This window comes from Aequorivita sp. KMM 9714 (genome assembly GCF_011065475.1).
Lineage (GTDB): Bacteria > Bacteroidota > Bacteroidia > Flavobacteriales > Flavobacteriaceae > Aequorivita > Aequorivita sinensis.
On the sequence record NZ_JAAGRO010000005.1, the window covers coordinates 79,406 to 105,976 of the forward strand.

Annotated in this window: 23 protein-coding genes; 16 read left to right on the top strand and 7 right to left on the bottom strand. The window is 33.3% G+C overall.

The window, feature by feature from the left end:
* Window positions 1–2: 2 nt before the first annotated feature.
* From G3A46_RS11625 to G3A46_RS11660, 8 genes are all read left to right on the top strand, one after another.
* The gene (locus G3A46_RS11625; RefSeq protein WP_165149982.1) at window positions 3–716 is read left to right on the top strand and encodes a DUF3307 domain-containing protein; all 714 of its coding nucleotides are present in this window, start codon (window positions 3–5) and stop codon (window positions 714–716) included.
* A complete protein-coding gene (gene tilS / locus G3A46_RS11630) occupies window positions 717–2,021 on the top strand; it encodes a tRNA lysidine(34) synthetase TilS (protein ID WP_165149984.1) in 1,305 nt (434 codons plus the stop codon).
* A gap of 245 nt (window positions 2,022–2,266) precedes the next feature.
* On the top strand, window positions 2,267–3,250 hold the full coding sequence (gene pfkA / locus G3A46_RS11635) for a 6-phosphofructokinase (protein ID WP_165149986.1): 984 nt from the start codon (window positions 2,267–2,269) through the stop codon (window positions 3,248–3,250).
* Between the two features lie 75 nt (window positions 3,251–3,325).
* Window positions 3,326–4,321, top strand: a complete 996-nt coding sequence (gene gap, locus G3A46_RS11640; RefSeq protein ID WP_165149988.1) for a type I glyceraldehyde-3-phosphate dehydrogenase — start codon at window positions 3,326–3,328, stop codon at window positions 4,319–4,321.
* 3 nt (window positions 4,322–4,324) lie between these two features.
* Window positions 4,325–5,218, top strand: a complete 894-nt coding sequence (locus G3A46_RS11645) for an N-acetylglucosamine kinase (RefSeq protein WP_165149990.1) — start codon at window positions 4,325–4,327, stop codon at window positions 5,216–5,218.
* Window positions 5,219–5,238: 20 nt separating this feature from the next.
* Entirely contained in the window at window positions 5,239–6,807 is a 1,569-nt protein-coding gene (pgi, locus tag G3A46_RS11650) for a glucose-6-phosphate isomerase (RefSeq protein ID WP_165149992.1), read from the top strand.
* A 126-nt stretch (window positions 6,808–6,933) separates the two neighbouring features.
* A complete protein-coding gene (locus tag G3A46_RS11655) occupies window positions 6,934–8,475 on the top strand; it encodes a YifB family Mg chelatase-like AAA ATPase (RefSeq protein WP_165149994.1) in 1,542 nt (513 codons plus the stop codon).
* A 779-nt stretch (window positions 8,476–9,254) separates the two neighbouring features.
* The gene (locus G3A46_RS11660; protein ID WP_165149996.1) at window positions 9,255–10,376 is read left to right on the top strand and encodes a DUF2891 domain-containing protein; all 1,122 of its coding nucleotides are present in this window, start codon (window positions 9,255–9,257) and stop codon (window positions 10,374–10,376) included.
* A gap of 39 nt (window positions 10,377–10,415) precedes the next feature.
* Here G3A46_RS11660 and G3A46_RS11665 read toward each other — a convergent pair whose 3' ends face one another.
* On the bottom strand, window positions 10,416–11,117 hold the full coding sequence (locus G3A46_RS11665; RefSeq protein WP_165150136.1) for an RluA family pseudouridine synthase: 702 nt from the start codon (window positions 11,115–11,117) through the stop codon (window positions 10,416–10,418).
* A 138-nt stretch (window positions 11,118–11,255) separates the two neighbouring features.
* Between G3A46_RS11665 and G3A46_RS11670 the strand changes: the two genes are divergently transcribed.
* Both G3A46_RS11670 and G3A46_RS11675 read left to right on the top strand, forming a co-directional pair.
* Complete coding sequence (locus G3A46_RS11670; protein ID WP_165149998.1) at window positions 11,256–12,602, top strand: DEAD/DEAH box helicase; 1,347 nt, start codon at window positions 11,256–11,258, stop codon at window positions 12,600–12,602.
* Between the two features lie 116 nt (window positions 12,603–12,718).
* A complete protein-coding gene (locus G3A46_RS11675; RefSeq protein WP_165150000.1) occupies window positions 12,719–13,672 on the top strand; it encodes an EamA family transporter in 954 nt (317 codons plus the stop codon).
* 101 nt (window positions 13,673–13,773) lie between these two features.
* Here G3A46_RS11675 and G3A46_RS11680 read toward each other — a convergent pair whose 3' ends face one another.
* Both G3A46_RS11680 and G3A46_RS11685 read right to left on the bottom strand, forming a co-directional pair.
* On the bottom strand, window positions 13,774–14,892 hold the full coding sequence (locus tag G3A46_RS11680; RefSeq protein WP_165150002.1) for a GNAT family N-acetyltransferase: 1,119 nt from the start codon (window positions 14,890–14,892) through the stop codon (window positions 13,774–13,776).
* Window positions 14,893–14,910: 18 nt separating this feature from the next.
* Window positions 14,911–15,903 (bottom strand): transporter, encoded by a 993-nt coding sequence (locus tag G3A46_RS11685; RefSeq protein WP_165150004.1) that lies wholly within the window; start codon window positions 15,901–15,903, stop codon window positions 14,911–14,913.
* A gap of 108 nt (window positions 15,904–16,011) precedes the next feature.
* Between G3A46_RS11685 and G3A46_RS11690 the strand changes: the two genes are divergently transcribed.
* Window positions 16,012–16,275, top strand: a complete 264-nt coding sequence (locus G3A46_RS11690) for a DUF4834 family protein (protein WP_206736012.1) — start codon at window positions 16,012–16,014, stop codon at window positions 16,273–16,275.
* A gap of 45 nt (window positions 16,276–16,320) precedes the next feature.
* Here G3A46_RS11690 and G3A46_RS11695 read toward each other — a convergent pair whose 3' ends face one another.
* A complete protein-coding gene (locus G3A46_RS11695; RefSeq protein ID WP_165150006.1) occupies window positions 16,321–18,192 on the bottom strand; it encodes an ABC-F family ATP-binding cassette domain-containing protein in 1,872 nt (623 codons plus the stop codon).
* Window positions 18,193–18,441: 249 nt separating this feature from the next.
* Here G3A46_RS11695 and G3A46_RS11700 point away from each other — a divergent pair, with 249 nt between their 5' ends.
* From G3A46_RS11700 to G3A46_RS11715, 4 genes are all read left to right on the top strand, one after another.
* Window positions 18,442–19,236, top strand: coding sequence for a polysaccharide biosynthesis/export family protein (locus tag G3A46_RS11700; RefSeq protein ID WP_165150008.1), 795 nt, complete (start codon window positions 18,442–18,444; stop codon window positions 19,234–19,236).
* A gap of 3 nt (window positions 19,237–19,239) precedes the next feature.
* Window positions 19,240–21,684 (top strand): tyrosine-protein kinase family protein, encoded by a 2,445-nt coding sequence (locus G3A46_RS11705; RefSeq protein WP_165150010.1) that lies wholly within the window; start codon window positions 19,240–19,242, stop codon window positions 21,682–21,684.
* A gap of 69 nt (window positions 21,685–21,753) precedes the next feature.
* Entirely contained in the window at window positions 21,754–23,040 is a 1,287-nt protein-coding gene (locus G3A46_RS11710) for a nucleotide sugar dehydrogenase (protein WP_165150012.1), read from the top strand.
* Entirely contained in the window at window positions 23,040–24,023 is a 984-nt protein-coding gene (locus tag G3A46_RS11715) for an SDR family oxidoreductase (RefSeq protein WP_165150014.1), read from the top strand. The genes G3A46_RS11710 and G3A46_RS11715 overlap by 1 nt, the downstream gene beginning before the upstream one ends.
* Window positions 24,024–24,117: 94 nt before the next feature.
* Here G3A46_RS11715 and msrB (G3A46_RS11720) read toward each other — a convergent pair whose 3' ends face one another.
* The 3 genes from msrB (G3A46_RS11720) to G3A46_RS11730 are packed head-to-tail and all read right to left on the bottom strand — an operon-like array spanning window position 24,118 to window position 25,532.
* Complete coding sequence (gene msrB, locus G3A46_RS11720) at window positions 24,118–24,522, bottom strand: peptide-methionine (R)-S-oxide reductase MsrB (RefSeq protein WP_165150016.1); 405 nt, start codon at window positions 24,520–24,522, stop codon at window positions 24,118–24,120.
* Window positions 24,515–25,003: a peptide-methionine (R)-S-oxide reductase MsrB gene (gene msrB / locus G3A46_RS11725; protein ID WP_165150018.1), complete on the bottom strand. Its 489-nt coding sequence runs from the start codon at window positions 25,001–25,003 to the stop codon at window positions 24,515–24,517. Before msrB (G3A46_RS11725) ends, msrB (G3A46_RS11720) begins: the two co-directional genes overlap by 8 nt.
* 1 nt (window position 25,004) lies before the next feature.
* Entirely contained in the window at window positions 25,005–25,532 is a 528-nt protein-coding gene (locus G3A46_RS11730) for a collagen-like protein (RefSeq protein ID WP_165150020.1), read from the bottom strand.
* A 210-nt stretch (window positions 25,533–25,742) separates the two neighbouring features.
* On the opposite strand from G3A46_RS11730, the gene G3A46_RS11735 reads away from it, so the two are divergent.
* A complete protein-coding gene (locus tag G3A46_RS11735; RefSeq protein ID WP_165150022.1) occupies window positions 25,743–26,561 on the top strand; it encodes a M48 family metallopeptidase in 819 nt (272 codons plus the stop codon).
* The last annotated feature ends 10 nt before the right edge of the window (window positions 26,562–26,571 follow it).

A 26,571-nucleotide genomic window follows, 5' to 3' on the forward strand; every position in this document is an offset into this window, starting at 1 on the left:
CTATGGGAATAAAGGAATTATTGCTCCTCCAATTTATAGCGCATTTGTGTTTGGATTACTTTTTCCAAACTAATAAATTAGCTAAACAAAAAAACACAATAGGCTTTAAAAGTCCATTTTTGTATTGGCACGCTTTAGTGTGCTTTGTATTATCATGGCTATTATCATTACAAGTTGAGTTTGTTTGGGCTGCAGCAATAATCACTGTAACTCATTTCTTAATTGATGGATTTAAACTCCATCTTAATAACAGTAAATATTTAGGTAGGTACGCTTTTTTTGTAGATCAGGCTTTACACTTAATAATTTTAACAGTAGTAGTTCTTTTGTTTGATATATGGCAAGGAATAAATCCCTTTGTAAACACCTTTATAGATTTTAAATACCTATTAATAATAGCAGGATACTTGGTGTGTTTAAAACCTGCGAATATTTTTATTAGAGAAGTATTTAAAGCAACAGATATACAGGTCTCCAGCGATAATGAAATGCCCAATGCAGGAAAAGTAATTGGGGTGTTAGAAAGAATTCTAACGCTAACATTTATCATCGTTTCACAATATTCAGCTGTAGGGTTTTTGATTGCTGCAAAATCAATTCTACGCTATAGAAATGATGAAACGTTAAAAACAGAATACGTGCTTATTGGTACTATGTTGAGCTTCGGAATAGCAGTAATAGCAGGTATAATTATTAATTTATTTTTATTCATTTAAGTGCTAACTAACTTCAAAAAACATATCGAGGAAAACTTTTCATTCTTAAAAGGGAAAAAAAATCTTATTGCTTGTAGTGGGGGAGTAGATAGTGTGGTTTTAACGCACTTAATTAAAAACTTAAATCTTGAAATCGCTCTTGCACACTGCAATTTTTCACTCAGAGGAGAAGAAAGTGATGGCGATGAGCAATTTGTAGTAGCATTAGCTGAAAAATTAGATGTACCAATTTTTTCTGAAACATTTGACACTAGTAAGTATGCGGATGAACAAAAGGTTTCAACCCAAATGGCAGCCAGAACATTGCGATATAATTGGTTTGAAGAGATTTTATCCAATTTTAGTTACGATTATCTACTAACAGCTCATCATCTAGATGACGATTTAGAAACTTTCTTTATAAATCTTTCAAGAGGAACAGGCCTAAACGGACTTACAGGAATTCCAAAAAAGAATCAGAAAGTAGTAAGGCCATTATTGAATTTTTCAAGAGAAGAAATAGTTAATTACGCTGAAGCAAATAAGCTTAAATGGCGAGAAGATAGTACCAATCAAAAAACGGATTATCTTAGAAACAAATTGAGGTTAGAGGTTATTCCTCGATTTAAAGAAACTAATGAAAACCTCCTTAAAAACTTTAAAAAGACACAAGACAACCTAATTGCATCTCAAAATTTGATAGACGATTATATGTCATTGGTGTACAAACTTGTTATTTCCAAAAAATCTGATTCATACCATTTAAATATCCAAAAACTACGGGAGTTACCCCATACTGAAGAGTTATTATACGAATTGCTTAAGGATTTTGGTTTTACCGAATGGAATGATGTTTCCAACTTGCTAGATGCTCAAACAGGCAAACAAGTTCTATCTAAAACTCATAGACTTTTAAAAAATCGCGATGAATTGATTCTTACTGAAATTGTTATAAATCCCATAGATGAGGAATACTTGGTTGCGGAAGAGGGAATAAGCGCACCAATTAAATTAGAAATTGAGCAATCTATAGCTATTGGTGAAACAGAAAAGAATACTATTTATTTAGATGCCGAAAAATTGAACTTTCCATTGAAATTAAGAAAATGGAGGAAAGGAGATAGTTTCAAGCCTTTTGGAATGAGTGGGTCTAAGAAATTGAGTAAATTTTTTAAAGATGAAAAGCTTTCAGCAACCGAAAAGGAGAAAATTTGGGTTCTTGTAGATAAAAATAAAGTAGTTTGGATTGTAGGAAAAAGAATGGATGACACCTATAAAGTAACTGAAAAAACAGAGAAAATTATTAAGATTACTTACGTTAGCTAAGTGTCTAAAAAGCGAAAATCTCGACTTGTGGTCGAGATTTTCTAACAAACCTAACTTTAGTAAACTTTATTTGCACTTTGAATATTTTCTATCCCCACAAAAAATATAATCAATGTGCATTATCCACTAATTCTATGATTCAAATATACAGCACGTTATTGTAATATTATATACGTACTAACACGTATTTTTGTTTCTGACATTAATCATTACATATTGTAAACATAAATTGTAACTTTCCAATTATGAAAAATTCGATGAAAATAGGAGTGTTAACAAGTGGTGGAGATTCTCCAGGGATGAATGCTGCAATTAGAGCAGTTGTCCGTGCTTGCGAATATCAAGGTGTTAAATGTGTAGGTATTTACCGTGGATTTCAAGGATTGATAGAAGCAGATTTTAAGGAGCTAAATGCAAGATCGGTTAAAAACATTATTAATCGTGGTGGAACTTTTTTAAAATCTGCACGATGTGATGAGTTTAAAAATTCTGAAGGAAGAAAAAAAGCCTACGATAATCTCATAAATGAAAATATTAATGCTCTAGTAGTAATTGGAGGTGATGGAACTTTTAAAGGTGCTACAGCATTTCAAAAAGAATTTAATTTTCCAATTGTTGGTATCCCTGGAACTATAGATAACGATATTAATGGAACAGATTATACAATTGGTTACGATACAGCTTTAAATACAGTTGTAGAGGCTATTGATAAAATTCGAGATACCGCTAATTCTCATAATCGACTGTTTTTAGTGGAAGTTATGGGGCGTGATGCGGGAGATATAGCTCTTAACGCGGGAATTGGTGCCGGTGCTGAAGAAATTTTGATTCCTGAACAAGATATGGGATTAGAACGCTTACTAGAATCGTTAGATAGAAGTAAAAAATCTGGTAAAACATCTAGTATTGTTGTAGTTTCTGAAGGGGATCAAATAGGAAAAAATATATTTGAATTAGCAGAAAATATCGAGAAAAACTTAAAGGATTACGAAGTAAGAGTTTCGGTCTTAGGACATATTCAACGTGGTGGAGCGCCAAGTTGTTACGATCGTGTTTTGGCAAGTAGATTAGGAGTGGGAGCTGTAGACGCACTTTTAAATGATGAATCTAATGTAATGGTAGGGATTGTTCATAATAAAGTAAAATTAATTCCTTTTGCTGAAGCAATTAAATCTAGTAATCAATTTGACGTAAGTCTTGTACGTGTGGCAGATATTATCTCTATATAAGTATTACTTTCTCGCATTCTATTTTTAAAAACTAAACAAATTCGCTAAATTAATTTTATATTAAATAAAAAAACTATGATAAAAACAGGAATAAATGGATTAGGCCGTATAGGTCGTTTGGTTTTAAGAGCAGCATCAAAAAGAAATGATATCGAGGTAGTTGCTGTTAACGATTTACTAGATATAGAGCATTTGGCTTATTTATTAAGATACGATTCAGTACATGGAAAATTTCCTGGAACTATAACTGTAGATAACAATTACCTAGTTATAAATGGAAAAAAGATTCGAGTTACTGCTGAAAAGAATCCTGAAAACTTAAAATGGAATGAGGTAGGAGCCGAAATTATTATGGATTGTACTGGAATTTTTAAAGAAGTAGATTCAGCTTCTGCTCATATTAAAGCTGGAGCAAAAAAAGTGGTTATTTCTGCACCTTCCAAAACTGCACCTATGTTTGTGATGGGCGTGAATCACAAAAGTGTAAAAGCTACAGATACAATCATTTCAAATGCATCTTGTACAACAAATTGCTTGGCGCCATTAGCGAAAATTATCAATGACGAATACGGGATTGAAGAAGCACTTATGACTACTGTACACGCGGTAACTACCTCACAATCAACGGTAGATAGTGCGTCAAAGAAAAACTATCGTATTGGAAGAAATGCATTAAACAATATTATTCCAACAACTACAGGTGCTGCAATTGCTGTAACTAAAGTAATCCCAGAACTTGAAGGGAAATTAACAGGGATGGCTTTTCGCGTTCCAACTACTGATGTTTCTGTGGTAGATTTAACTCTTCGAACTAAAAAATATACAAACTACGAAGCCATAAAACAACTTTTCAAAAATGCTTCAGAGAATGAATACAAAGGACTTGTAAATTACACCGAAGACGAAGTGGTGTCTCAGGATTTTGTTTCAGACCCATATATTTGCACTTTTGATGCTAATGCTGGGATTGCGTTAAACGATAATTTTTTCAAATTAGTAGCTTGGTACGATAATGAATATGGTTATTCGTCAAAATTAGTAGATTTGACAGTTCATATTGCAACGTTATAAACTATGACCCTCATAACTGATGGTGGCTCGACAAAATGCGATTGGGTCCTGCTAGATAATTCAGGAAATGTACTCTTTAAAACTACAACTTTAGGTTTAAATCCAACGGTTGTGCCTAAAGAAGAACTTCTGTTTCGAATTTCTTCTAACGAAAACTTAAAAAATGTATTTTCCCAAGTGGAAACACTTCACTTCTATGGAGCAGGTTGTGGTACCATAACTCCTAGAAGTATTTTAAAGGAAGTTTTAGAAGAGCTTTTTGTAAATGCAACTGTAAGTGTTTCAGAAGATTTAACTGCTGCGGTTTATTCTGCTACTTCAGAACCTGGAATTGTATGTATTCTAGGTACTGGCAGTAATAGCTGTTACTTCGACGGAAAAGTAATCCACTCAAATATTCCTGCTTTAGGCTATATTTTAATGGATGAAGCTAGTGGTAATTATTTTGGGAAAAGATTGATTAGAGACTACTATTACAATAGAATGCCTGTCGAAATTGCATCAGAATTTGAAAAAAACTTCAATTTGAATGCGGACGACATCAAGATGAATTTATATAAAAAAGCAAATCCGAACACATATTTGGCTTCATTTGCTCAATTCATATTTAATTCTTCTTCTCAAAACAATAACATAGAGGGAAATGATTTAGGTAAGGACAAAATAAACTCATATTTTTACGCACTTATAAAAGAAGGAATTTCAAATTTTATAGAATGTCGCATTCTAAGTTTTGAAAATGCAAGAGAAGTGCCAATACATTTTGTTGGTTCAATTGCACATTTTTCAGAACAAATAATTAAAGAATGTTTTGACGAATACAATCTTGAATTGGGAAATATCGTACAACGGCCAATTGATGGATTAATAGCGTATTATAAAAATAAAATTAAGTAAAAACACCAATCACCTATAAAATGCCCTTACCTGCAATAAATCCTACAAAAACAAATGCTTGGAAAGCCCTTGAAACCCATTTTCAAGAAATAAAAGATAAGCAAATGCAGGATGTTTTTTCTAAAGAAACTACTCGTGCAGACCGTTTTAAAATAGAATGGAAGGACTTTTATGTAGACTACTCTAAAAATAGGGTTACAGACAAAACGATTTCACTTTTACTTAACCTTGCAGAAGAGGTAGGTTTAAAAGAAGCTATAAACCAACAATTTTCAGGAAAACCTATAAACCAAACAGAAGGTAGAGCGGTTCTTCACACAGCACTTAGAGATTTAAATAATCTTAAACCTGAAGTGGCTAGTACACTTCAAAAAATGAAGAATTTTTCAGAAGAAATAATAAGTGGAAACCATAAAGGATTTTCAGGAAAATCGATAACAGATGTTGTAAATATTGGAATTGGAGGCAGTCATTTAGGCCCGGAAATGGTCACTGATGCACTTCAATATTATAGAAATCACTTAAATATTCACTTTATTGCGAATATCGATGGGGATGATGTAGAGGAAATCTTAAAAAAACTAAATCCTGAAACTACATTATTTATAGTTGTTTCTAAAAGTTTCACAACTCAAGAAACTATCGTAAACGCTACAGTTGTACGAGATTGGTTCTTAAGAAGTGCAGTTGAAGAAAATATTCAAAGTCACTTTGTTGCGGTTTCTGCTAATATAAAAGGAGCAATAGATTTCGGAATTTCAGAAGATAATATTTTCCCAATGTGGGATTGGGTAGGAGGTCGTTTTTCTCTATGGAGTTCCGTAGGGCTTTCTATTTGTTGCGCTGTTGGTTATCATAATTTTGAAGCTATTTTAAAGGGGGCTTCAGAAATGGATACACATTTTGAAAACGAAGAATTCGACAAAAATATTCCTGTAGTACTTGCTTTATTGTCAATATGGTACAACAACTTTTTTAAAGTAGAAAGTGAAGCAGTTGTAGCATATTCTCAATACCTAAATAAACTTGTTCCTTATCTTCAACAGGCCATAATGGAAAGCAATGGGAAGAATATTGATAGAAATGGGGACAAGATTAACTACCAAACTGGAACAATAGTTTGGGGGAATGTAGGTAGTAACTCACAACACGCATATTTCCAACTTTTTCATCAAGGGACCAAACTTATTCCTACCGATTTTATCGGATTTTCCGAGCCTTTACTTGGTAATTTTAAAAACCACAATATTTTAATGGCTAATTATCTTGCTCAAACTGAGGCATTGTGGGAGGGTACATATAATAAAGAGGTTGAAAAGCCTTTTAAATTCTTCGAAGGAAATAAACCTACAAATTCAATTTTAATCAAGAAACTTACTCCAAACAGTCTGGGAAAACTTATTGCGATGTATGAGCACAAGCTTTTTGTTCAGGGGATTATTTGGAATATCTTCAGTTATGATCAATGGGGAGTTGAATTAGGTAAAACTGTTGCCAAGGGAACTCTAAGTTCTATCGAGAATAAAAATGCTTCTGCAGTTAAAAATCCATCCACTCAAAATCTGATAAAAAAAATATTAGACTCTTAATTTAAAATACAACTAAGGAGTCTATTTCTAGTTACATACACTTTTCAAAGCTGTAAGTTTTTAATTGTGAGGGTTTTAAAGATTTTTATTATCTTACTTAAAAATCTATTCTAAAACCTCAAGCATATGCTCACAAAAGTTTATGGAAGTGCCGTTTTTGGTGTAGAAGCTACTACAATAACTGTTGAAGTAAATGTAGATAAGGGAGTTGGTTACCATTTGGTTGGTCTACCAGACAACGCTATTCGCGAAAGTAATTATAGAATTGCAGCAGCGCTTCAAAATAACGGATATAAAATTCCAGGAAAGAAGTTAATTCTCAATATGTCGCCAGCAGATTTAAGAAAAGAAGGCTCGGCTTACGACCTAACTCTGGCTATGGGAATACTTATCGCTACAGAACAGATACAAGAACGGAATCCACTTTCAGATTTTATAATAATGGGGGAGTTGTCCTTGGATGGCAATTTACAACCAATTCGAGGAGCACTACCAATAGCTATTAAAGCAAAAGAAGAAGGTTTTAAAGGGATTATTTTACCAAATCAAAACGCCAAAGAAGCAGCTATTGTTGAAGGTTTGGATGTATATGGAATCGATAACATTAAAGAAGTAATCGATTATTTTAATGAAAATATTCCATTAGAAAAAACTATAGTTGATATGGAGGCTGAGTTCTATAATCATTTAGAACACCCAGAATACGACTTTGCTGATGTAAAGGGTCAAGAATCTATTAAAAGATGTATGGAAATCGCTGCTGCTGGAGGACATAACATTATATTAATAGGTCCACCAGGTTCTGGAAAAACTATGTTAGCCAAACGATTGCCAAGTGTATTGCCTCCTATGACACTTCAAGAAAGTCTCGAAACCACTAAAATACACAGTGTAGCTGGACGAACTATGGAAAAAGGAGGGATTATGACTTCTAGACCTTTTCGCAGTCCTCATCATACTATTTCGGATGTCGCCCTTGTAGGAGGTGGGCAATATCCACAACCTGGAGAAATTAGTCTTGCACATAACGGAGTGTTATTTCTAGATGAACTTCCTGAGTTTAAACGTGGAGTTCTCGAAGTAATGCGGCAACCTTTAGAAGATCGAGAAGTGACTATCTCTCGAGCAAAATTTACAGTTACTTATCCCTCAAGCTTTATGTTAGTAGCAAGTATGAATCCTAGTCCAGGCGGGTATTTTAATGATCCTGATGCCCCTGTGATGTCCTCACCAGCCGAAATGCAGCGTTACTTGAGTAAGATTTCAGGTCCGTTATTAGATAGAATCGATATTCATATTGAGGTTACTCCAGTTCCATTTGAAAAACTTAGTGAAGAACGACGTGGTGAAGCAAGTGTTGTAATTCGCGAGAGAGTTACTAATGCTAGGAAAATTCAGTCTAAACGCTTTTCTGATTTCGAGAATATCCACTACAATGCGCAAATGGGAGTAAAGCAAATACGTCAGTTTTGTAAACTAGATGAAGATTCTTTAGGCCTATTAAAAACAGCAATGGAAAAATTAAATCTATCCGCTCGAGCTTACGATCGAATTTTAAAAGTAGCAAGAACTATTGCCGATTTAGAAGCTTCTGAAAGAATAAACGGCAATCATATTTCTGAAGCAATTCAGTATAGAAGTTTGGATAGAGATGGTTGGTTTGGGTAGGTAAGGTATAAGTTTAATATGTATATTTTCATCAATATAATTTAATGCTAGGGTTAAAACATTTATTCCGTTTTAAAGTTCATTCTAACCTCCCCCATAACTAAAAAACATGTCTATAATAAACGATTCTGTAATTTATTGAATTTATTAAATGTTGGTTTCAATTAATTACCGAGAACTTCTTTAAAAGACAACGAATTACATACATTTGTACTATACTATCAAGCATATCATAGTCATAAAAAAAGGGGTGCGCAACACCCCTTTAATCGAAAAGCCTTAGATTTACTCTAATGTGGTAATCTAAGGAGAGTAATATTTAATGGTTACTCTATTTTTTCTACAAAGCTTAATGAAGCTTTCCAAGGCTACCGGAAAAGGTAGCCTTCCCTTTTATTAAAACAAATATAGGTGTATTAAGTAATACTCAATTTATTAGAATTTTAAAGTTGTCAAATAATAAAAGTTAATACACTGTAAATCAGTAGGTTTTAAACTTATCAACATAAAGTTTTGCTATATTATAGAATTTCTTAAACTTTTAAATAAGAGTGTTAAGAAATATACTATACCCTAAAATTTTCAAGGAATTTGAATCTCTCTAGAACTTGAAATAAATCCAAATTCGAAGCGCTAAACTTTTTATCTAAGTGGATAATCTAAATACTTTTAAAATCAGTAGATTAAGTGTTTAAATTTTAAATCAATTTTCAGCTAAATGATAGAAATGTTTATATCCTAGGTATAATCTATTTATCTTGCACTAAACTTTCTTATTTATGAAAAATCACTTGCTATATATTTTTTCAGCTTTAATAGTAATTAGTTGTAATAACCCCTCAAATAAAAATTCTGAAATTTCGAAAACAGAAGTTGTTTCAATGGAAAAATTTGAAGATCCATCATTTACACTAGCGGAGGCGAACAAATTAATTGAACTTCCTTTACATTGTGTTGCTACAGAATACCCTTATAAGCCTGGTGAAGTTTTAGAAAGTGAAGCAGATTTAGTAGAACCTATTAAGGTACATCCAATTTTTTATGGCTGCTTTGATTGGCATAGTGCTGTACACGGTTATTGGTCTATGGTTACACTTTTAAAGCAATTTCCAGATATGGATAAAGCAGAAGAGGTGAAGAATATTCTACAAGAGAAAATTACTGCAGAAAATGTAGCTACAGAGGTTGAGTATTTTAAAAAGCCTATCAACAGTTCCTTCGAAAGAACTTATGGTTGGGCTTGGCTATTAAAACTTGCGGAAGAATTACATAACTGGGATGATCCTATGGCACAACAACTTGAAGAAAACTTAAAACCACTAGCAGATATTATTGTTACTAGGTATAAAGAGTTTTTGCCAAAATTAAATTACCCAATTAGAGTAGGAGAACACTCGAATACCGCTTTTGGGTTAACCTTTGCTTACGATTACGCTAAAACAATAGGGGATGATGAGTTGAAACAAATCATAGAAAAACGAGCTAAAGACTTTTATTTAAATGACATAGATTGTCCTATTACTTGGGAGCCTAGCGGCTTTGATTTTTTGTCTCCTTGCTTAGAAGAGATAGATATTATGCAACGCGTACTTTCTAAAGATGAGTTTTTGAATTGGATAGATGCATTTTTGCCCGAATTGGCTAATGAAAATTATCAATTAAAAGTAGGGGAGGTAAGTGATAGAACTGATGGGAAATTAGTTCATCTAGACGGCTTAAACTTCAGTAGAGCGTGGGTATTCTATGCCTTAGCTCGGGATTATCCAAAATACAAACACCTTAAAAATGTAGCTAATGAGCACTTAGCCTATTCATATCCTAATTTGGTAGGGGATAGTTACGAAGGTGGACATTGGTTAGGAAGCTTTGCTATTCTTGCTTTAAATACGCTTCATAAATAGTAAGAATAATTCTGAGTTCAATTATTTTATAGCTCTAAATTATTTGCAAACATCCCAAAGCACATCAGTAGGATTAGGGGCTTCAAATGTGAATTCTTCTTTTTGTACGGGATGAACTAAAGTTAGTTTACTTGCGTGTAGATGAATGCTTCCATCGGGATTACTTCTGTCGAAACCGTATTTTAAATCCCCTTTTATCGGGCAACCAATAGCAGAAAGTTGTGATCGAATTTGATGATGTCTACCAGTTTCTAACTCAATTTCTAATAAGTAATAATTGTCTAGCTTCTGAATTAATTTATAATGAAGAATAGCTTTTTTACTTTCTGGAACTTCTTTTATGTGAGCATAAGACTTGTTCTGTTTAGGGTTTCGCTTCAAAAAATGGATTAAAGTATCTTCCGTTTTTGGTGGAGCGTTTTTCACAAGTGCCCAATATATTTTTTGAGTTTCTCTTTTGGCAAATAGTTTATTTAAGCGGGTTAGTGCTTTTGATGTTTTAGCAAATAAAACAATTCCGCTTGTAGGTCTGTCTAGTCGATGAACAACACCTAAATACACCGCTCCAGGTTTATTATACTTTTCTGCGATGTATTCTTTTACCACTTCGGAGAGAGGCATATCTCCGGTTTTATCTCCTTGAACGATATCGCCAGGACGTTTGTTTATAACTATTAGGTGATTGTCTTCATATATAACTTGAAGATTCTCTTTAGTGCTGTGATTTTTTGAAGTTCCGATTATTAAGTAATTTTAGAATTCAACTTTTCAAAAATAAGGAAAAGAAAATTTACTTAGTTTGTAAAAAAATGAATAATAAATAAAATAACTGTGGTTATAGGACGCTCTTAAGCACTACCTTTGCGCCAAACTATTAAAATGGAATCTTTTAACGACTTTAACCTAAATAAACAACTACAATTCGCAATAGACGATTTAGGCTTTGAAAAACCTACACCTATTCAGGCACAATCGTATTCGGTTATTTTGTCTGGTACAGACATGGTGGGTATTGCTCAAACAGGTACTGGAAAGACTTTTGCGTACATGCTGCCTATTCTTCAAGATTTAAAATTCTCGAAGGATATACATCCACGTGTTTTAGTAATGGTTCCTACCCGTGAACTTGTAATACAGGTTGTTGAAGAAATTGAAAAGTTTGGTAAATACTCTTCTGTACGGGTGATTGGAGTTTATGGTGGTACAAACATAAACAGACAAAAAGAAGCTGTTGCCGAAGGTGCTGATATAATAGTTGCTACTCCAGGACGATTGTACGATTTAGTGATTAGCCGAGCATTACAGCTTAAATCAGTTAAAAAAATGGTGATTGATGAAGTAGATGTTATGCTTGATTTAGGTTTCCGTTTTCAGCTTACCAATATTTTGGAACTGCTTCCAAACAAGCGTCAAAATATTATGTTTTCTGCAACAATGACAGATGATGTGAATGTTTTTATTCACGATTTCTTTATTGCGCCAACTACTGTTTCGGTTTCGGTAAGTGGAACTCCTTTAGATAATATTTCACAATACGCATATAAAGTTAAGAACTTTTACACCAAAGCGAATTTGCTAAAGCACATCCTTCAGGATGAAAAAGATTTTAAAAAAGTACTTGTTTTTGTTCCTAATAAGAAGAGTGCCGATTTACTTTTCGATATTTTAGATGAATTTTTTGGAAGTGAAGTAGCCGTAATACATTCAAATAAAACACAGAATTACAGGCTGCGTTCTATAGAAAACTTTAATGATGAAAAGACGCGTATTCTTGTTACTACAGATGTTATGGCACGTGGGCTTGATTTAGATAAGGTTTCACACGTTATAAATTTCGATACACCATTGTTTCCAGAAAATTATATGCACCGTATAGGAAGAACTGGTCGAGCGGAGCAGAAGGGAACATCAATATTGCTTTATACTGAAGATGAAAATGAAGCAAAACAAGCCATTGAGAATTTGATGGATTTGAAGATTACTGAATTAGATTTTCCTGAAGAAGTTGAAATATCAAAGCAGTTAACCTACGAGGAGCAACCTAAAGTTTTAGAAATAAACAACCCTAATAATATAGAAGAGGTTGGACCTGCATTTCACGAAAAAAAGGAGAAAAACAGGAAAGAAAACTTAGGAGGTTCGTACAAACGAATAATTAAGCAGAAATATAAAAAACCTAAAACTAGAGGTGATAAAAATTATAACAAGAGGAATAAACGTAAATAAGCTATAACTATTTATCGAAATAGTAAGTTTTGAGTAAATACGAAAAGGAAAATTCCAAATCACCCATAATTAACTTTAACTGATAATAGAATACTAATTACGAATCCCCGATTAACTTGAACTCAGAATCCCGTAATCCGATATTAATAATTTTAGCGTTTTTCTCCATATATGTTATTTGGGGTTCTACGTATATGCTAAATAAAGTAGCTGTCACTGAGCTATCTCCGTTTTTTTTAGCCTCCATTCGCTTTACAACTGCAGGTGTACTTATCTTCATTATTGCTAAGGCAATGGGTAAAAGTCTTGCTATTACGCGTAAACAACTACTAAATACCATTATCGTTGGATTTCTTTTTCTTTCCTTTGGAAATGGAGTAATTGTTTGGGCATTAAAATACGTAGATAGTGGTTTTGCTGCACTGGAAATTTCTGCTCAGCCCTTAGTTGTTCTTTTTTTAATGAGGATTTTACAAGGAAAAAAGATTAAACTCATGTCTCTTATTGGGGTGGGCCTTGGTATATTAGGGATAACACTGTTGGTTACTCAACAACAGATAGTAACTCAAGAAGGTTCAATAGTTGGAATGATAATGATTTTTGCCTGTATGCTTAGTTGGGCATTTGGAAGCTTATTTGTGGGAAAAGCAGAGTTTCCTAAAAACTTTTTTGTGAATACAGGGTATCAAATGTTTACAGGTGGAATTACGCTTGCATTAGCCAGTTTGGCTTTTGGAGAAGCGTGGCTTGCACCAAACGAATGGAGTACGCAAGTACAATGGAGTATGGTGTTATTAATAATTTTTGGAAGTATTGTAGCTTTTACATCTTTCAATTATTTATTAAAATCTGTTTCACCAGATAAAGTAGCTACATCTACCTATGTGAATCCTCTTATAGCCTTATTTTTAGGATGGTATTTTTTAGATGAAGAAATAACCTCGCAGTCTTTAATTGCAGCTGCAGTGTTATTAACAGGAGTTTATTTTATAAATACGGCAAAGACTACAGTTACATTACCACGATTTACAAGTAAAATATTTAATAAGAATAAAAAAGAAGAATTTTAGCAACTTCATTCATACGGCCTAAAATTCCTTTTGTAAAAATTAAAAAGTCAGGAAATAATCGATGATTCAATTATTTCCTGACTTAATTTTTTAGAAGAATGTTATAGGTTTTTCTTAAAAGTGCTTCGTTCCTTATGCTGCTCAGGTGAATAATCTTTCCAAAGTAATTGTACAGCAGTATTTTCTTTTAATTCAGGGTTTGTTTCAACGGTGTGAATCCCTTTTGAGTTAAATAAGTTTTGCATTTCTTCGAAAATAATGGCTGTAACACCTTTACCTTGGTATTCTGGATCAATTCCGATTAGGTAAAAAGCAGCAGTATCATTCTTTTTTTGAGCTTTCAATATATGAGTCCATCCAAATGGAAAAAGCTTACCATTGGCTTTTTTTAAGGCTTTAGAGAATGAAGGCATTACTATTGAAAAGGCAATTAATTTTCCAGTTTCATCCTTAATGCAACAAATGTAATCTGGATGAATAAAGTTGAAATACTTTTTCTTATAATAATCTATTTGATATTGTTGAATGGGTACAAATGTTTGAAGCGTATTATAGGTTTTATTCAACAATCCAAACATCTCATCTACATAAGGTAAAATTTCTTTTTTATCCTTAAAACGAATTACCGAAAGTTTATATCGATCACGAACAATTTTTGAAAACTTAGCTACTTTTTCAAAAATTGTTTCTGGAATTCTTAACCTATATTCTACCCAAGTGGCTTGTTTTTCAAAGCCTAGTTTTTCAAAATGTTCGGCATAATAGGGGTAGTGATACCAAGTAATCATAGTGTTCATTTCATCAAACCCCATTGTTAATATTCCAGCTTTTTCCATATTGCTGAAACCAACTGGCCCCTCGGTGTATTCTAAGTTGTGCTCTCTGCCTTTTTCATAAACTCTTTCCAATAGCGCTTTGGTAACTTCAATATCGTCTACCATATCAAGCCAACCAAATCGGATTTTCTTTTTTCCTTGTTCGTTAACTTCAAGATGATTTAATATTACGGCTATACGTCCAACAACTTCGTTGTTCTTATAAGCAAGGTAATACCAAGATTCTGCATTTTTAAAAACAGGATTCTTAGCCTTATCTAGAGTTTCCATTTCATCTTTAATAAGAGGAGGAACCCAATGTTTACAGTCTTTATATAGTTTAAATGGAAAAGTGACAAATTTTTTAAGATCACTTTTTGAGGAAATTAATTGAGTAGTAATCATATTGATTAATGCTATTTTTTAGCCGTTATTATCAGGAGTGAAGTCGTCTAAACGCTTTTCTTTTTTCTCTTTCTTTTTATCCTTTTTAGATTTCAATTTGTCTTTGGCTTCATCTTCCAAATACTCGTCTTGTTTATGCATATCAAATCTATATGCTGCACCAACACGACCATAAAACATAGAAGGAGTGTCTTTTAAGCTATAAGTAAGCGAAAGGTCTACGTGAAAATCTTTATTAACTAAAACTGCTGCTCCGCCACGTATTAGTTGATCTGAGTAGAAATCACTTTTAAATCCTTGGTTTTCTAGAAAGATAGAGAAATATCGGTTGGTAGCGTGTGTAAGGGTAACGATATATCCGTAGGTAGGATAATCTGTAGTAACACGATCTACAATTAAGTTTGTTACAAATACCCAACCTCCAATCCAGTTGTTTTGGGTGGATAATACAAACTTAGGGCTTATAGTATTATCACGTGGGGGTACAAAAGGGTTAACAACATCTTCATCTATATAATCGAAGTTTGCACCTACATAGAGTGCCACAGCAGGAATTAAATCTTCTACTTGAAATCTATTATTCTTTTTCCAGCTATAAAGATTTGGACCTTCTAGTACTTTTTTACGATAAGGGTCGTAGATAAGGTATTTTAAGCCTAACGTATTACTCTTAAAATTTGCGACACTTCTTTTTTCTTCGGGTGTAAAATTGGTATAGGTGATATTATTTGATTGAAAATCCCCTATAAAGCTCACTTCTAATCGTTCTTTCCAAAAACCATATCGAATAGAATAATCAATATTTAATCCATTAGTTTCGGTATTTAGAAGAGAGTGTTTTTCTTTTCCAAGGCTCATACCTGCTTCAAACTGAAGTACATTATTACCCACAGCAAAAGCACCTTGTGATACACCTGGACGATTGGTATTGATCATTTCGGTGTACTGGCCAAATGAATATTGACTAATAATTGTCGTGATAAATAATGTAAATAAAAGCTTTATTTGCATAGTGAGTCAGGTTTAAATTCAAAGATAGAAGATTTTACCATTTATTTAATAATCTATATTCGTCTTTTTGCACCCCAATCCTTATTTTTGGAGACAATTTAGATTATTATGATTTCATTTCTTAAAACGATTTTAATCGTTCTATTGATATATTTCGGACTTAAATTTTTATTTAGGCTCGCTACACCATATTTAATGCGTTACATTTCTAAAAAAGCTAATCAAAAGTTTGAAGAGTTTTTTAATACAAATCCAACTGCAGCTTCTCATCAACAACGTGAAGGAGATATAAGTATCGATAAAATGCCCTCACGAAACTCTCGAACTACTAATAAAGTAGGGGAGTATGTTGACTATGAAGAAGTAGAGTAAGTTTAGTTACCTATTTCTTCATATCAACCACCTACATTATTTATTTTAACTTTCAAGTTTAGCGGAAAGCTCGAACCAACGTTCAGTTTTTTTATCTATTTCATCTATAATTTCTTGAAGTTTAATAGACTGCTTATCTATTTCTTCACCATCCCAATTTTCTGTTGCAAATTTATTTTGAAGAGTTTCTCGTCTGTTCTCTAAATTCGCTATTTCCTTTTCAAGTTTATTGTATTCCTTTTGCTCGTTATATGTTAGTTTAGCAGGACTTGAAGATTGTTTCCAATCTTTTTTAACTTTTGTAGCTGCTTCACTAGCCTCACGCTTCTCTTGAATATTGCTGTCTTCATAAGTCCTAAAATCGGAATAATTTCCAGGGAAATCTTCGACTTCTGCGTTTCCACGGAACACAAAAAGGTGATCTACAATCTTATCCATAAAGTATCTATCGTGGGAAACCACTAATAAACATCCAGGGAAATCTAACAGAAAACTTTCTAAAACATTTAAAGTAACTATATCTAAATCGTTTGTGGGCTCATCCAGAATTAAGAAGTTAGGGTTTTTGATTAGTACAGTACATAAATACAGACGTTTTCTTTCACCACCACTAAGCTTTTCTACATAATCGTATTGTTTCTTAGGATCAAAAAGAAAACGTTCTAATAACTGCGAAGCTGAAATCTGTCTTCCTTTTTTAAGTGGAATATACTCCCCGAATTCGCGAATTACATCTATAACTTTCTGACCTTCTTTTATATTGATACCTGCTTGGGTGTAATATCCAAACTTAACGGTTTCTCCTATTACAACTTTTCCAGAATCTGGTTTTAAGGCACCTGTAAGGATATTTAAGAACGAAGATTTTCCAGTTCCATTTTTTCCAATAATCCCTACACGTTCACCACGGTTAAAATTATATTCAAATTTGTCTAAAATTTTCTTTTCACCAAAAGATTTTGAAACACTGTGAAACTCAACAACCTTAGTTCCCATTCGTTCCATATTTAGTTCAAGTTGAACTTGGTGGTCGTTTCTGCGCTTGCTTGCACGTTCTTTTATATCGTGAAAGTCATCAATTCGACTTTTACTTTTAGTTGTTCGCGCTTTTGGTTGGCGACGCATCCAGTCTAATTCTTTTTTGAATAGTTGTTTTGCTTTTCCAGTTTCGGTAGCTTCATTTTCTATTCTAGCATCACGCTTTTCAAGGTAGTAGCTGTAATTTCCTTTGTAGTTATAAAGAACACCTTCATCAAGTTCTACTATTTCATTACATACGCGCTCCAAGAAATATCTATCGTGCGTAACCATAAATAGGGTGAAATTTTCCTTTGCAAATAGATTCTCTAACCATTCAATCATTTCGAGATCCAAATGGTTTGTAGGTTCATCCATTATTAGCAAGTCAGGTGTGGTAAGCAGAGCGTTTGCCAATGCTAATCGCTTTTTCTGTCCGCCACTAAGCTTACCAACTTTGGCGTGTAGATCTTCTAGCTTTAATTTAAAGAGGATTTGTTTGTAACGTGTTTCGAAATCCCAAGCTTGATGTGCTTCCATATCGTCAAAAGCTTTTTGATAGGCTTCTGAATCGTTAGGGTTTTCTATTGCGTGTTCGTATCGCTCTATTATTTTAAGAATAGGGTTATCTGAAGAAAAAATAGTTTGCTCTACAGTAAGCTCAGGGTTTAAATCCGGTTCTTGAGGGAGATAAGAAATTTTTAGTCCTTTTCTAAAAACAACATTTCCGGTATCGGCTTTGTCATTTCCAGCGATAATATTTAGGAGGGAAGTTTTTCCTGTTCCATTTTTGGCAACGAAGCCTATTTTTTGTCCCTCGTTAATTCCGAAGGAAATATTTTCAAACAATACCCGCATCCCAAAGGATTTAGATATATTTTCTACTGAAAGGTAATTCACAATTTTAATTTTTCACAAATGTAATGAAATAGCCGATAGGGTTTCATTATTTGCAAGTCTATAACACGCCAAACTAAGATAATAAAGGAATATTAAGTATTCTTTTTTATTTTTAAGGTTATTTTGATGAGATACTGTTATAATTAACTTTCAGTTTCGATATTAACACCTATTTTAGTTATAAATGTAATAATGTTTCATTATTAATTGTGTTAGTTTATATTTGTTCATCAACACTCTAAGCTCTTTATGAAGTTTACATATATATTATTGATTTTATTTTTGGTTATCTGTACTAGTTCATGTATTTCTACAAAACAACTTACCTATTTACAGGAAGATCAATCGAAAACAGACACCCTATCAATTTTACGTAAAAGACCAGAACCTTACAGGCTTCAGATTAATGATCTATTAAGTATTCGCGTAAAAGCTTTAGATCAAGAAACAGTGGGTATATTTAACCCCATAAGTGATGCTAATCCTAATGCAACTGGTGAGGAAAAATTGTATTATGATGGTTTTGTAGTAAACGATCATGGTAACATTCGCATTCCAAGTCTTGGAGAAATAAATGTATTAGGTTATACAGTCGAGGAAGTGCGTGAAAAACTTGAAGATCGATTGTTAAAAGATTACTTTAAAGCAGAAGCCAATGTTTTTGTAACTGTAAAATTAGCTGGTATTCGTTATACAATAAATGGAGAAATAGGAAGACCTGGTTCAAATATCATTTATCGTGACCAAGTAAGTATTATGGAGGCAATTGCAAATAGTGGTGATATTTTAATGACTGGCGATAAAAGTGATGTTGTAATAATTAGGCAGTATCCCGCAGGACAAAAAGTACATCATATCGATCTAACTTCTATTGACGCAATGAGCTCGGATTATTATTTTATTAAACCCAACGATTTAATTTTGGTTAATCCACTGCCACAAAAGTCTATTGGAACAGGTACAACGGGGTTACAGTCATTTACAACAATTGTATCCATTACCTCGGCGTTGATAACTACTATTTTACTTTTTACCAGATTATAAGTTATGAACGACGAATTTGAAATAAACGAATCTCACGCTACTTTTGATTTCAAAGGGTTTTTAATACGACTATTACGTCATTGGCCTTTGTTTTTAATTTCTTTAGCAATTGGATTCACAATAGCCTATTTTGTAAATATTCGGAAACAACCTATTTATTTAATAGATAATGTAATTTCTATAAAAGACGATCAGAATCCATTTTTCACATCTAATACAAGCCTTACTTTTAATTGGGGAGGGACTACAGATAAGGTAAATACGGCTATAATTACTTTAAAATCAAGATCTCATAATGAAAAAGTAGTTGAGCGATTACAATATTATACCAACTATCTTAAAGATGGAAAATACGAGCAGATAGATGCTTATCAACAAACGCCATTTTATGTAAGTGTGGACACGGTAGGCCCTCAAATGCTAGGTCACCAAATTCAAATAGTTTTTAAAGACTCAGTAAATTTTGAGTTTAGCACTACATTTCCTGAAAGTGGTAGTATTACAGTGCAAGACTACACTACAAAGGAGAAACGAAATATTGCAGTTACGCCGGGTAGCTTTTCGAAAAACTTTAAAATTGGCACTCATATTAAACTTCCATTTTTTAACGGAACATTTATGCCGAACCCTGAAGTAGGGGTGAATCCTGGTGTTAAATACTATATTTCATTTGGTGATTTTGATGCTGTAGTAAGAAGATATCTTGGCATTCGCGTAGAACCAGAAAGCAAAGGTTCTTCGGTGTTGAAAATGAGGTTAACAGGCCACAACAAAATGCGTTTAGTGGATTATTTAAATACATCTGTGAGCGTGTTAAGTGAGAACATGTTAGAACGAAAAAACCTTTTTGCAACGAAAACTATAAAGTTTATTGACAGTAGTTTAGCTCAAAAATCGGAAGAATTATCTAATGTTGAAGATGAGTTAAATAGATTTAAAAATAAAAATGCCATTTTTAATCTTGAAGCTGAAGGGTCTGATATTACAGCTAAATTAAGTGAGTTAGATTTACGTAAAGAATCAGTTAATCGAGAGCTAAATTATTACGAAACTTTAGAAAGTTACCTTATTAGTCGTTCCGACTATAGAGATGTGCCGGCGCCTTCAGTTGCAGGGATTTCTGAAGCGAGTATTGTAAGTGGTGTAAGCAGAATTGTAAATTTAGCGGAAGAACGTAATAAACTTCAATATTCATTTAAAGAAGGAGCACCTATATTCAGTGATATAGATCGAAAAATTGATGCAGTAAAATCGGTTTTACTTGAAAATATTCGTTCATCAAAAAGTTTAAAAAAGGAGGAGTTAAGATATATTAATGGTGAGATAGGTCGCAATGAAGGTAAAATCAGGAAGTTGCCAAAAGAACAACAAGATTTACTTAAAATTGAAAGACGCTATAACTTAAGTCAAGGTACTTACAATCTTTTTCTAGCAAAAAGAAGTGAAGCAGGACTTGTAAAAGCGGCAAACGTTAGTGATGTTATGGTAATTGATTCTGCCAAGGATACTGGCGGTGGAAAAATTGGCCCAAACACACAACTTAACTATATGATGGCAGCATTGTTGGGCTTGCTATTTCCATTTTTGATAGTATTTGTACGTTTTTTCCTAGATACAAAAGTAAATGGCATTGCTGAATTAAAACGATTAACCCCAATTCCTGTATTAGGAGTTATTGGAAACAATTCAATAAAATCAAATTTAGCAGTAATTTCAAAACCAAAATCCTCAATTGCTGAAGCTTTTAGAGCTTTGCGATCGAGTTTGCAGTTTATTTATAGAAAACAAGGAATTAAAGGGTCAAAAACAGTATTAATAACAAGTTCTATAAGTGGTGAAGGAAAAACGTTTTGCTCTATAAATATGGCTACTGTTTTTGCGCTAAGCGGCAAAAAAACTGTTTTACTCGGGCTAGACCTTAGAAAACCTAAGATATATGGAGATTTTAACTTACATAATGAGAAAGGAGCAGTTAACTATCTTATAGGTGAGTCTGAAATTGATGAAATAATTCAAAACACAGAATTGGAAAACCTAGATATTATAACTTCAGGTCCAATTCCTCCAAACCCCTCGGAGTTGTTAATCGATTCGCCTTTAGAGAGTCTTATAGAAACTTTAAAAGAAAGGTACGACTACATTATTATTGACTCACCACCTTTAGGATTAGTATCTGATTCACTAGAGCTTATTAGATATGCGGATGCTACTTTGTATGTTGTAAGATTTAATTACACTCATAAAAACATGCTCACATTTGTAAATGAAAAGTATAAGTCTGGTGAAATTAAACATATAAGTATTGTACTTAATGACTATGTTGAGAAAGCAGGAAAAGGATATGGGTATGGTTACGGATATACATATGGTTATGGTGTAGATGGATATCATGAAAACGACAATAAGCCTTCATTTTCTGAAAGAATTAAGAAGACTTTAAAGAAGTAGTAACTCTTAATCTAAATTTTTCCTTTAATTTTGCAGTCTTAAAAATTTATCTTAATTAAAACATTGTAAATGATTCAAAATCCCACAATTGCTGTTATTGGCCTTGGATATGTAGGTTTACCACTTGCTGCTGCCTTTGCTGAAAAATATAAAGTAATAGGTTTCGATATTAATGCAGAACGCATTTCGCAATTACAAAACGGAGAAGACCTTACATTAGAACTTTCTTCGGAAGCATTAAAGAACGTGTTATCCAAAAATGACGGCATTGGGTTAACAGTTACAGATAATCCAGCTGACATGGAAAGTGCAACTGTTTATATTGTAACCGTGCCAACTCCAACAAATAAATACAATCAACCTGTTTTAATTCCTCTAGAACGCGCAAGTGAGACAGTAGGGAAAATATTGAAAAAAGATGATGTAGTTATATACGAATCTACTGTATACCCTGGTGTTACAGAAGATATTTGTGTTCCTATTTTGGAAGAACATTCAGGATTGAAATTAAATAAAGACTTTTATGCTGGTTATTCTCCAGAACGTATTAATCCGGGAGATAAAGAACATACTGTAACTAAAATCATGAAAGTTACATCAGGTTCTACACCAGAATCAGCAAAATATATCGATGAGTTATACGCTTCTGTAATCACGGCTGGAACACATCTAGCATCGTCTATTAAAGTAGCTGAAGCTGCAAAAGTTATTGAAAACTCTCAACGTGATATCAATATAGCATTCGTGAATGAGTTATCTAAAATATTCCGTCTATTAGATATTAATACAAACGATGTTTTGGAAGCTGCAGGAACAAAATGGAATTTCTTAAAATATAGTCCAGGTTTAGTTGGAGGGCACTGTATTGGTGTAGACCCATATTATCTAGCACAAAAGGCCCAAGAAGAAGGGTATAACCCTGAAATTATCCTAGCTGGACGTCGTATGAATGACGGAATGGGACAATATGTGGCGCAAGAAGTTGTAAAGCTTATGATTCGTAAAGAATGCAAAGTTAAAAATGGAAATATCTTAGTTATGGGTATAACGTTTAAAGAAAACTGTCCTGATATAAGAAATACTAAAGTTATAGACGTAATTACTGAATTAGAAAAATATAACTTAAATATTGATGTTTACGATCCTTGGGCTAATCCAAGTGAAGTTGAAAAGGAATTTGGAATATCAATGATAACTGATGCTTCTAAATTGCAAAAAGATTATAACGCAGTTGTGGTAGCTGTTCCACATAATGAGTTTAGAAGTTTTGAAATTAAAAATCACATGTCTGAACCATGTGTGGTATTTGATGTGAAGTCTTTATATCCTAAAAACACCGTTGACGGCACTTTATAATGAAAGAAAACATATATCACAATAACGACTTATCTTCTTTTTCCTTTTTAGTTACTGGTGGTGCAGGATTTATAGGTTCGAACCTAGTAGCTTATTTGTTAGAGAATAACGCAAAAAAAGTACGTGTATTAGACAACCTTTCTACAGGTTCCTTAGATAATCTTGCAGAGTTTAAAGATGACTCTCGTTTTGAATTTTTTGAAGGAGATATCCGTGATTTACAAACCTGTAAAGATGCTATGGATGGGATAGATTACGTTTCTCATCAAGCTGCTCTAGGGTCTGTGCCTCGTTCTATCAATGATCCTGTTACTTCTAATGAAGTAAATGTTTCAGGATTTCTTAATATGTTGGTTGCTCAGAACGAAAGTAAGACAGTTAAGAGATTAGTTTACGCAGCCTCTAGTTCAACTTATGGTGATAGTAAATCATTACCCAAAATTGAAGATAACATAGGAAAACCACTTTCTCCGTACGCAGTTACTAAATTGGTAAATGAATTATACGCAGACGTTTTTTATAAAACCTATGGCACTCCAACAATAGGATTGAGATATTTTAATGTCTTTGGACCAAAACAAAGTCCAACAGGCGCTTATGCAGCGGTAATTCCATTGTTTATGCAGGCATTAAAAGATGGGAAATCCCCAACTATGCACGGCGATGGTGAGCAGACTCGTGACTTTACATTTGTTCAAAATGCTGTTCAAGCAAATGTTAGAGCATTTTTCGCTGAAGATAAAGCTGTAAACGAGGTTTTTAATATTGCATTTGGTGAAAGAACAAGCTTAAATCAATTATGGGATAAGCTGAAAAGTATTTCCGAAAAAGAAATTGAAGCAACTTATGGACCCCCAAGAAAAGGGGACGTAAGAGATTCTCTTGCTAATATTGAAAAAGCAAATAATCTAATGAATTACAAGCCTTTATATTCAGTTTCTGAAGGCCTTAAAATTACGTGGGAAGCATTTATGAAACAGTAAGTTTCTCACTCATTAAGTTATAAAATATTAAAGCTCCAAATTTCAAAATTTATTGTTTTGAAACTTGGAGCTTTTACTTTATAGCTATTTGTGTTTATTTCTTTTTAAAGTCTAATGAAAGTGAATTAACGCAATATCGTTGACCTGTTTCAGTAGGGCCATCATTAAAAATATGTCCTAAATGGCTGCCACAACTAGCACAGAGTATTTCCGTACGAATCATACCGTGTGTAGTATCTTTTACGTATTCTATTGATCCTTCTATTGAATCGTCGAAAGAAGGCCAACCACAATTACTTTCAAACTTATTGTTGCTTTCAAAAAGTGGGGTGCTACAAGCTCCACACACATAGGTTCCGTCTTCAAATGTCAGATTGTATTCCCCAGTTCGAGGAAATTCGGTCCCTTTTTCGCGAAGAATGTGATAGCGTTTGTCACCTAATTCTTTTCGCCATTCGGCTTCAGATTTACTAATTGGATATTTTTTTGAATCACTCATCTTTTGGAATAAATTTTAATGCAACGCCGTTAATACAATGTCTTTTACCAGTGGTTTCTTTTGGACCATCATTAAATACATGACCTAAATGACCACCGCAGGTAGCACAATGTTCTTCAACCCGTGTATAGCCTAGTTTTTTGTCGGTAGAAAAAGCAACATTACCTTTTATTTCTCTATCAAAACTCGGCCAACCTGTACCACTATCAAATTTATGTTCGCTCTTAAAAACTGCTGTTCCGCAACCTGCACAAACATAAACACCTTCTTCATCGTTGTTGTTCAAGTCACTAGAAAATGCACGTTCAGTAGCTTCGTGTCTTAAAACACTATAGGCTAGAGGTGAAAGCTGAGCTTTCCATTCGGCATCGGTTTTTGTTACCTCAAACGGAATTTGTTGCTCGCCCTTACTTTTTTGAGCAGGAGAATTACAACTAATAAGTAATGAAGTCAATATTATTATTGAACTTAATAACTTCATCTTAAAATTCGATTTTTTCAACTTCAGAATCATCTATTTGCATAAGTTCTAATAAATCCTCCATCGATGGATTTGTTTTGGCAAACTCTGCAGGTACAACAGCAATTCTGAATATTTGATCATCTAATACCGATCCATCGTTTAATGTAGAAAGGTCAAAATTACCTTCAATAATCATTTGAACATCTACAAATGTATTGGTGAAAATATACTGAATGATATCACCATTGTTATAAAATATGTTTTGTGGTAAAGGGCTCCAAACATCAGCCATAGTACCGCCACCAATTCCAGCTTGACCTTCATATCTATAAACCAGAACTACATCACTTTCATAAACTGTAAAAGGAAAACCTATATATGGTGAACTAAATATGTTATTTCCATTTTCATATTGAAAATCCACGGTTGTTTCAAAAACTTGAGCTAAAAAGTCTTGTCCGTCTTGTCCTGGAGGTCCTGGATCGCCTTCACAAGAAGTAAATAAAATGGTTGAAGACAGAGCTAAAAAGAGAAGTAAATTTTTCATAATGCTATATTTAAAGATTCGTTATCAAAGTTTACAAAAGTCGTTCCAACTTTATAAAGTCTATAAATATAAGGGCTTAAAACGTCTTCGTATATTAAAGAAACAATAAAATTTTCATTTGTGGAACAATATTTGAATTTTAGAATTTTTTTATAATATTAATCAATTATATATATCTAAATTTAACTCTTTAATATAACACTTATATTTATGATACTTAGAAAATCACTTATAACACTCTTATTAGGAGTAGTGGTTGTTGCTTGTAGCACCAATCCATTTACAGGAAAGCAAACATTGGCTTTGGTTCCAAATTCGCAAATTTTGCCAATGGCTTTTCAGCAATACGATCAGTTTTTATCTGAAAATAAAGTTGTTAAGGGTACGGCAGATGCTAATATGGTTAAAAGTGTTGGTCAAAAAATGGCTGCGGCGGCAGAGCGTTATCTTAATGCTAATGGTTATGCAGGTTATCTAACAGATTATCGTTGGGAATACAATCTTATTGAAAGTAAGGATGTAAATGCATGGTGTATGCCTGGTGGTAAAATTGTAGTTTACACAGGTATTCTTCCTGTAACTAAAACCGAAGCTGGACTTGCTGCAGTAATGGGGCACGAGGTTGCTCATGCCTTAGCAAACCACGGTCAACAGCGTATGAGTGCTGCACAATTACAACAATTAGGAGCAGTAGCAGGAAATGTTGCCTTGGCTAATAATCCTGAAAATCAACAAATATTTAATACCGCTTATGGTCTTGGTAGTAATTTAGGTGTAATGCTTCCTTTTAGTAGAAGTCACGAAACAGAAGCAGATCATATTGGGTTGATATTAATGGCAATTGCTGGATACGAGCCTATGGCAGCTGCACAACTTTGGGAGCGTATGCAAGCTCAATCACAAGGAGCGCCACCAGAATTTTTAAGTACTCACCCTTCTAGTACTACAAGAATTCAAAATATTAAAGGTTGGGCTGCAAGTGCAAAAGCAGAAGCTAGAAAATTTGGAGTTACAACTTTTAAAAATTAGTATTTAAAAT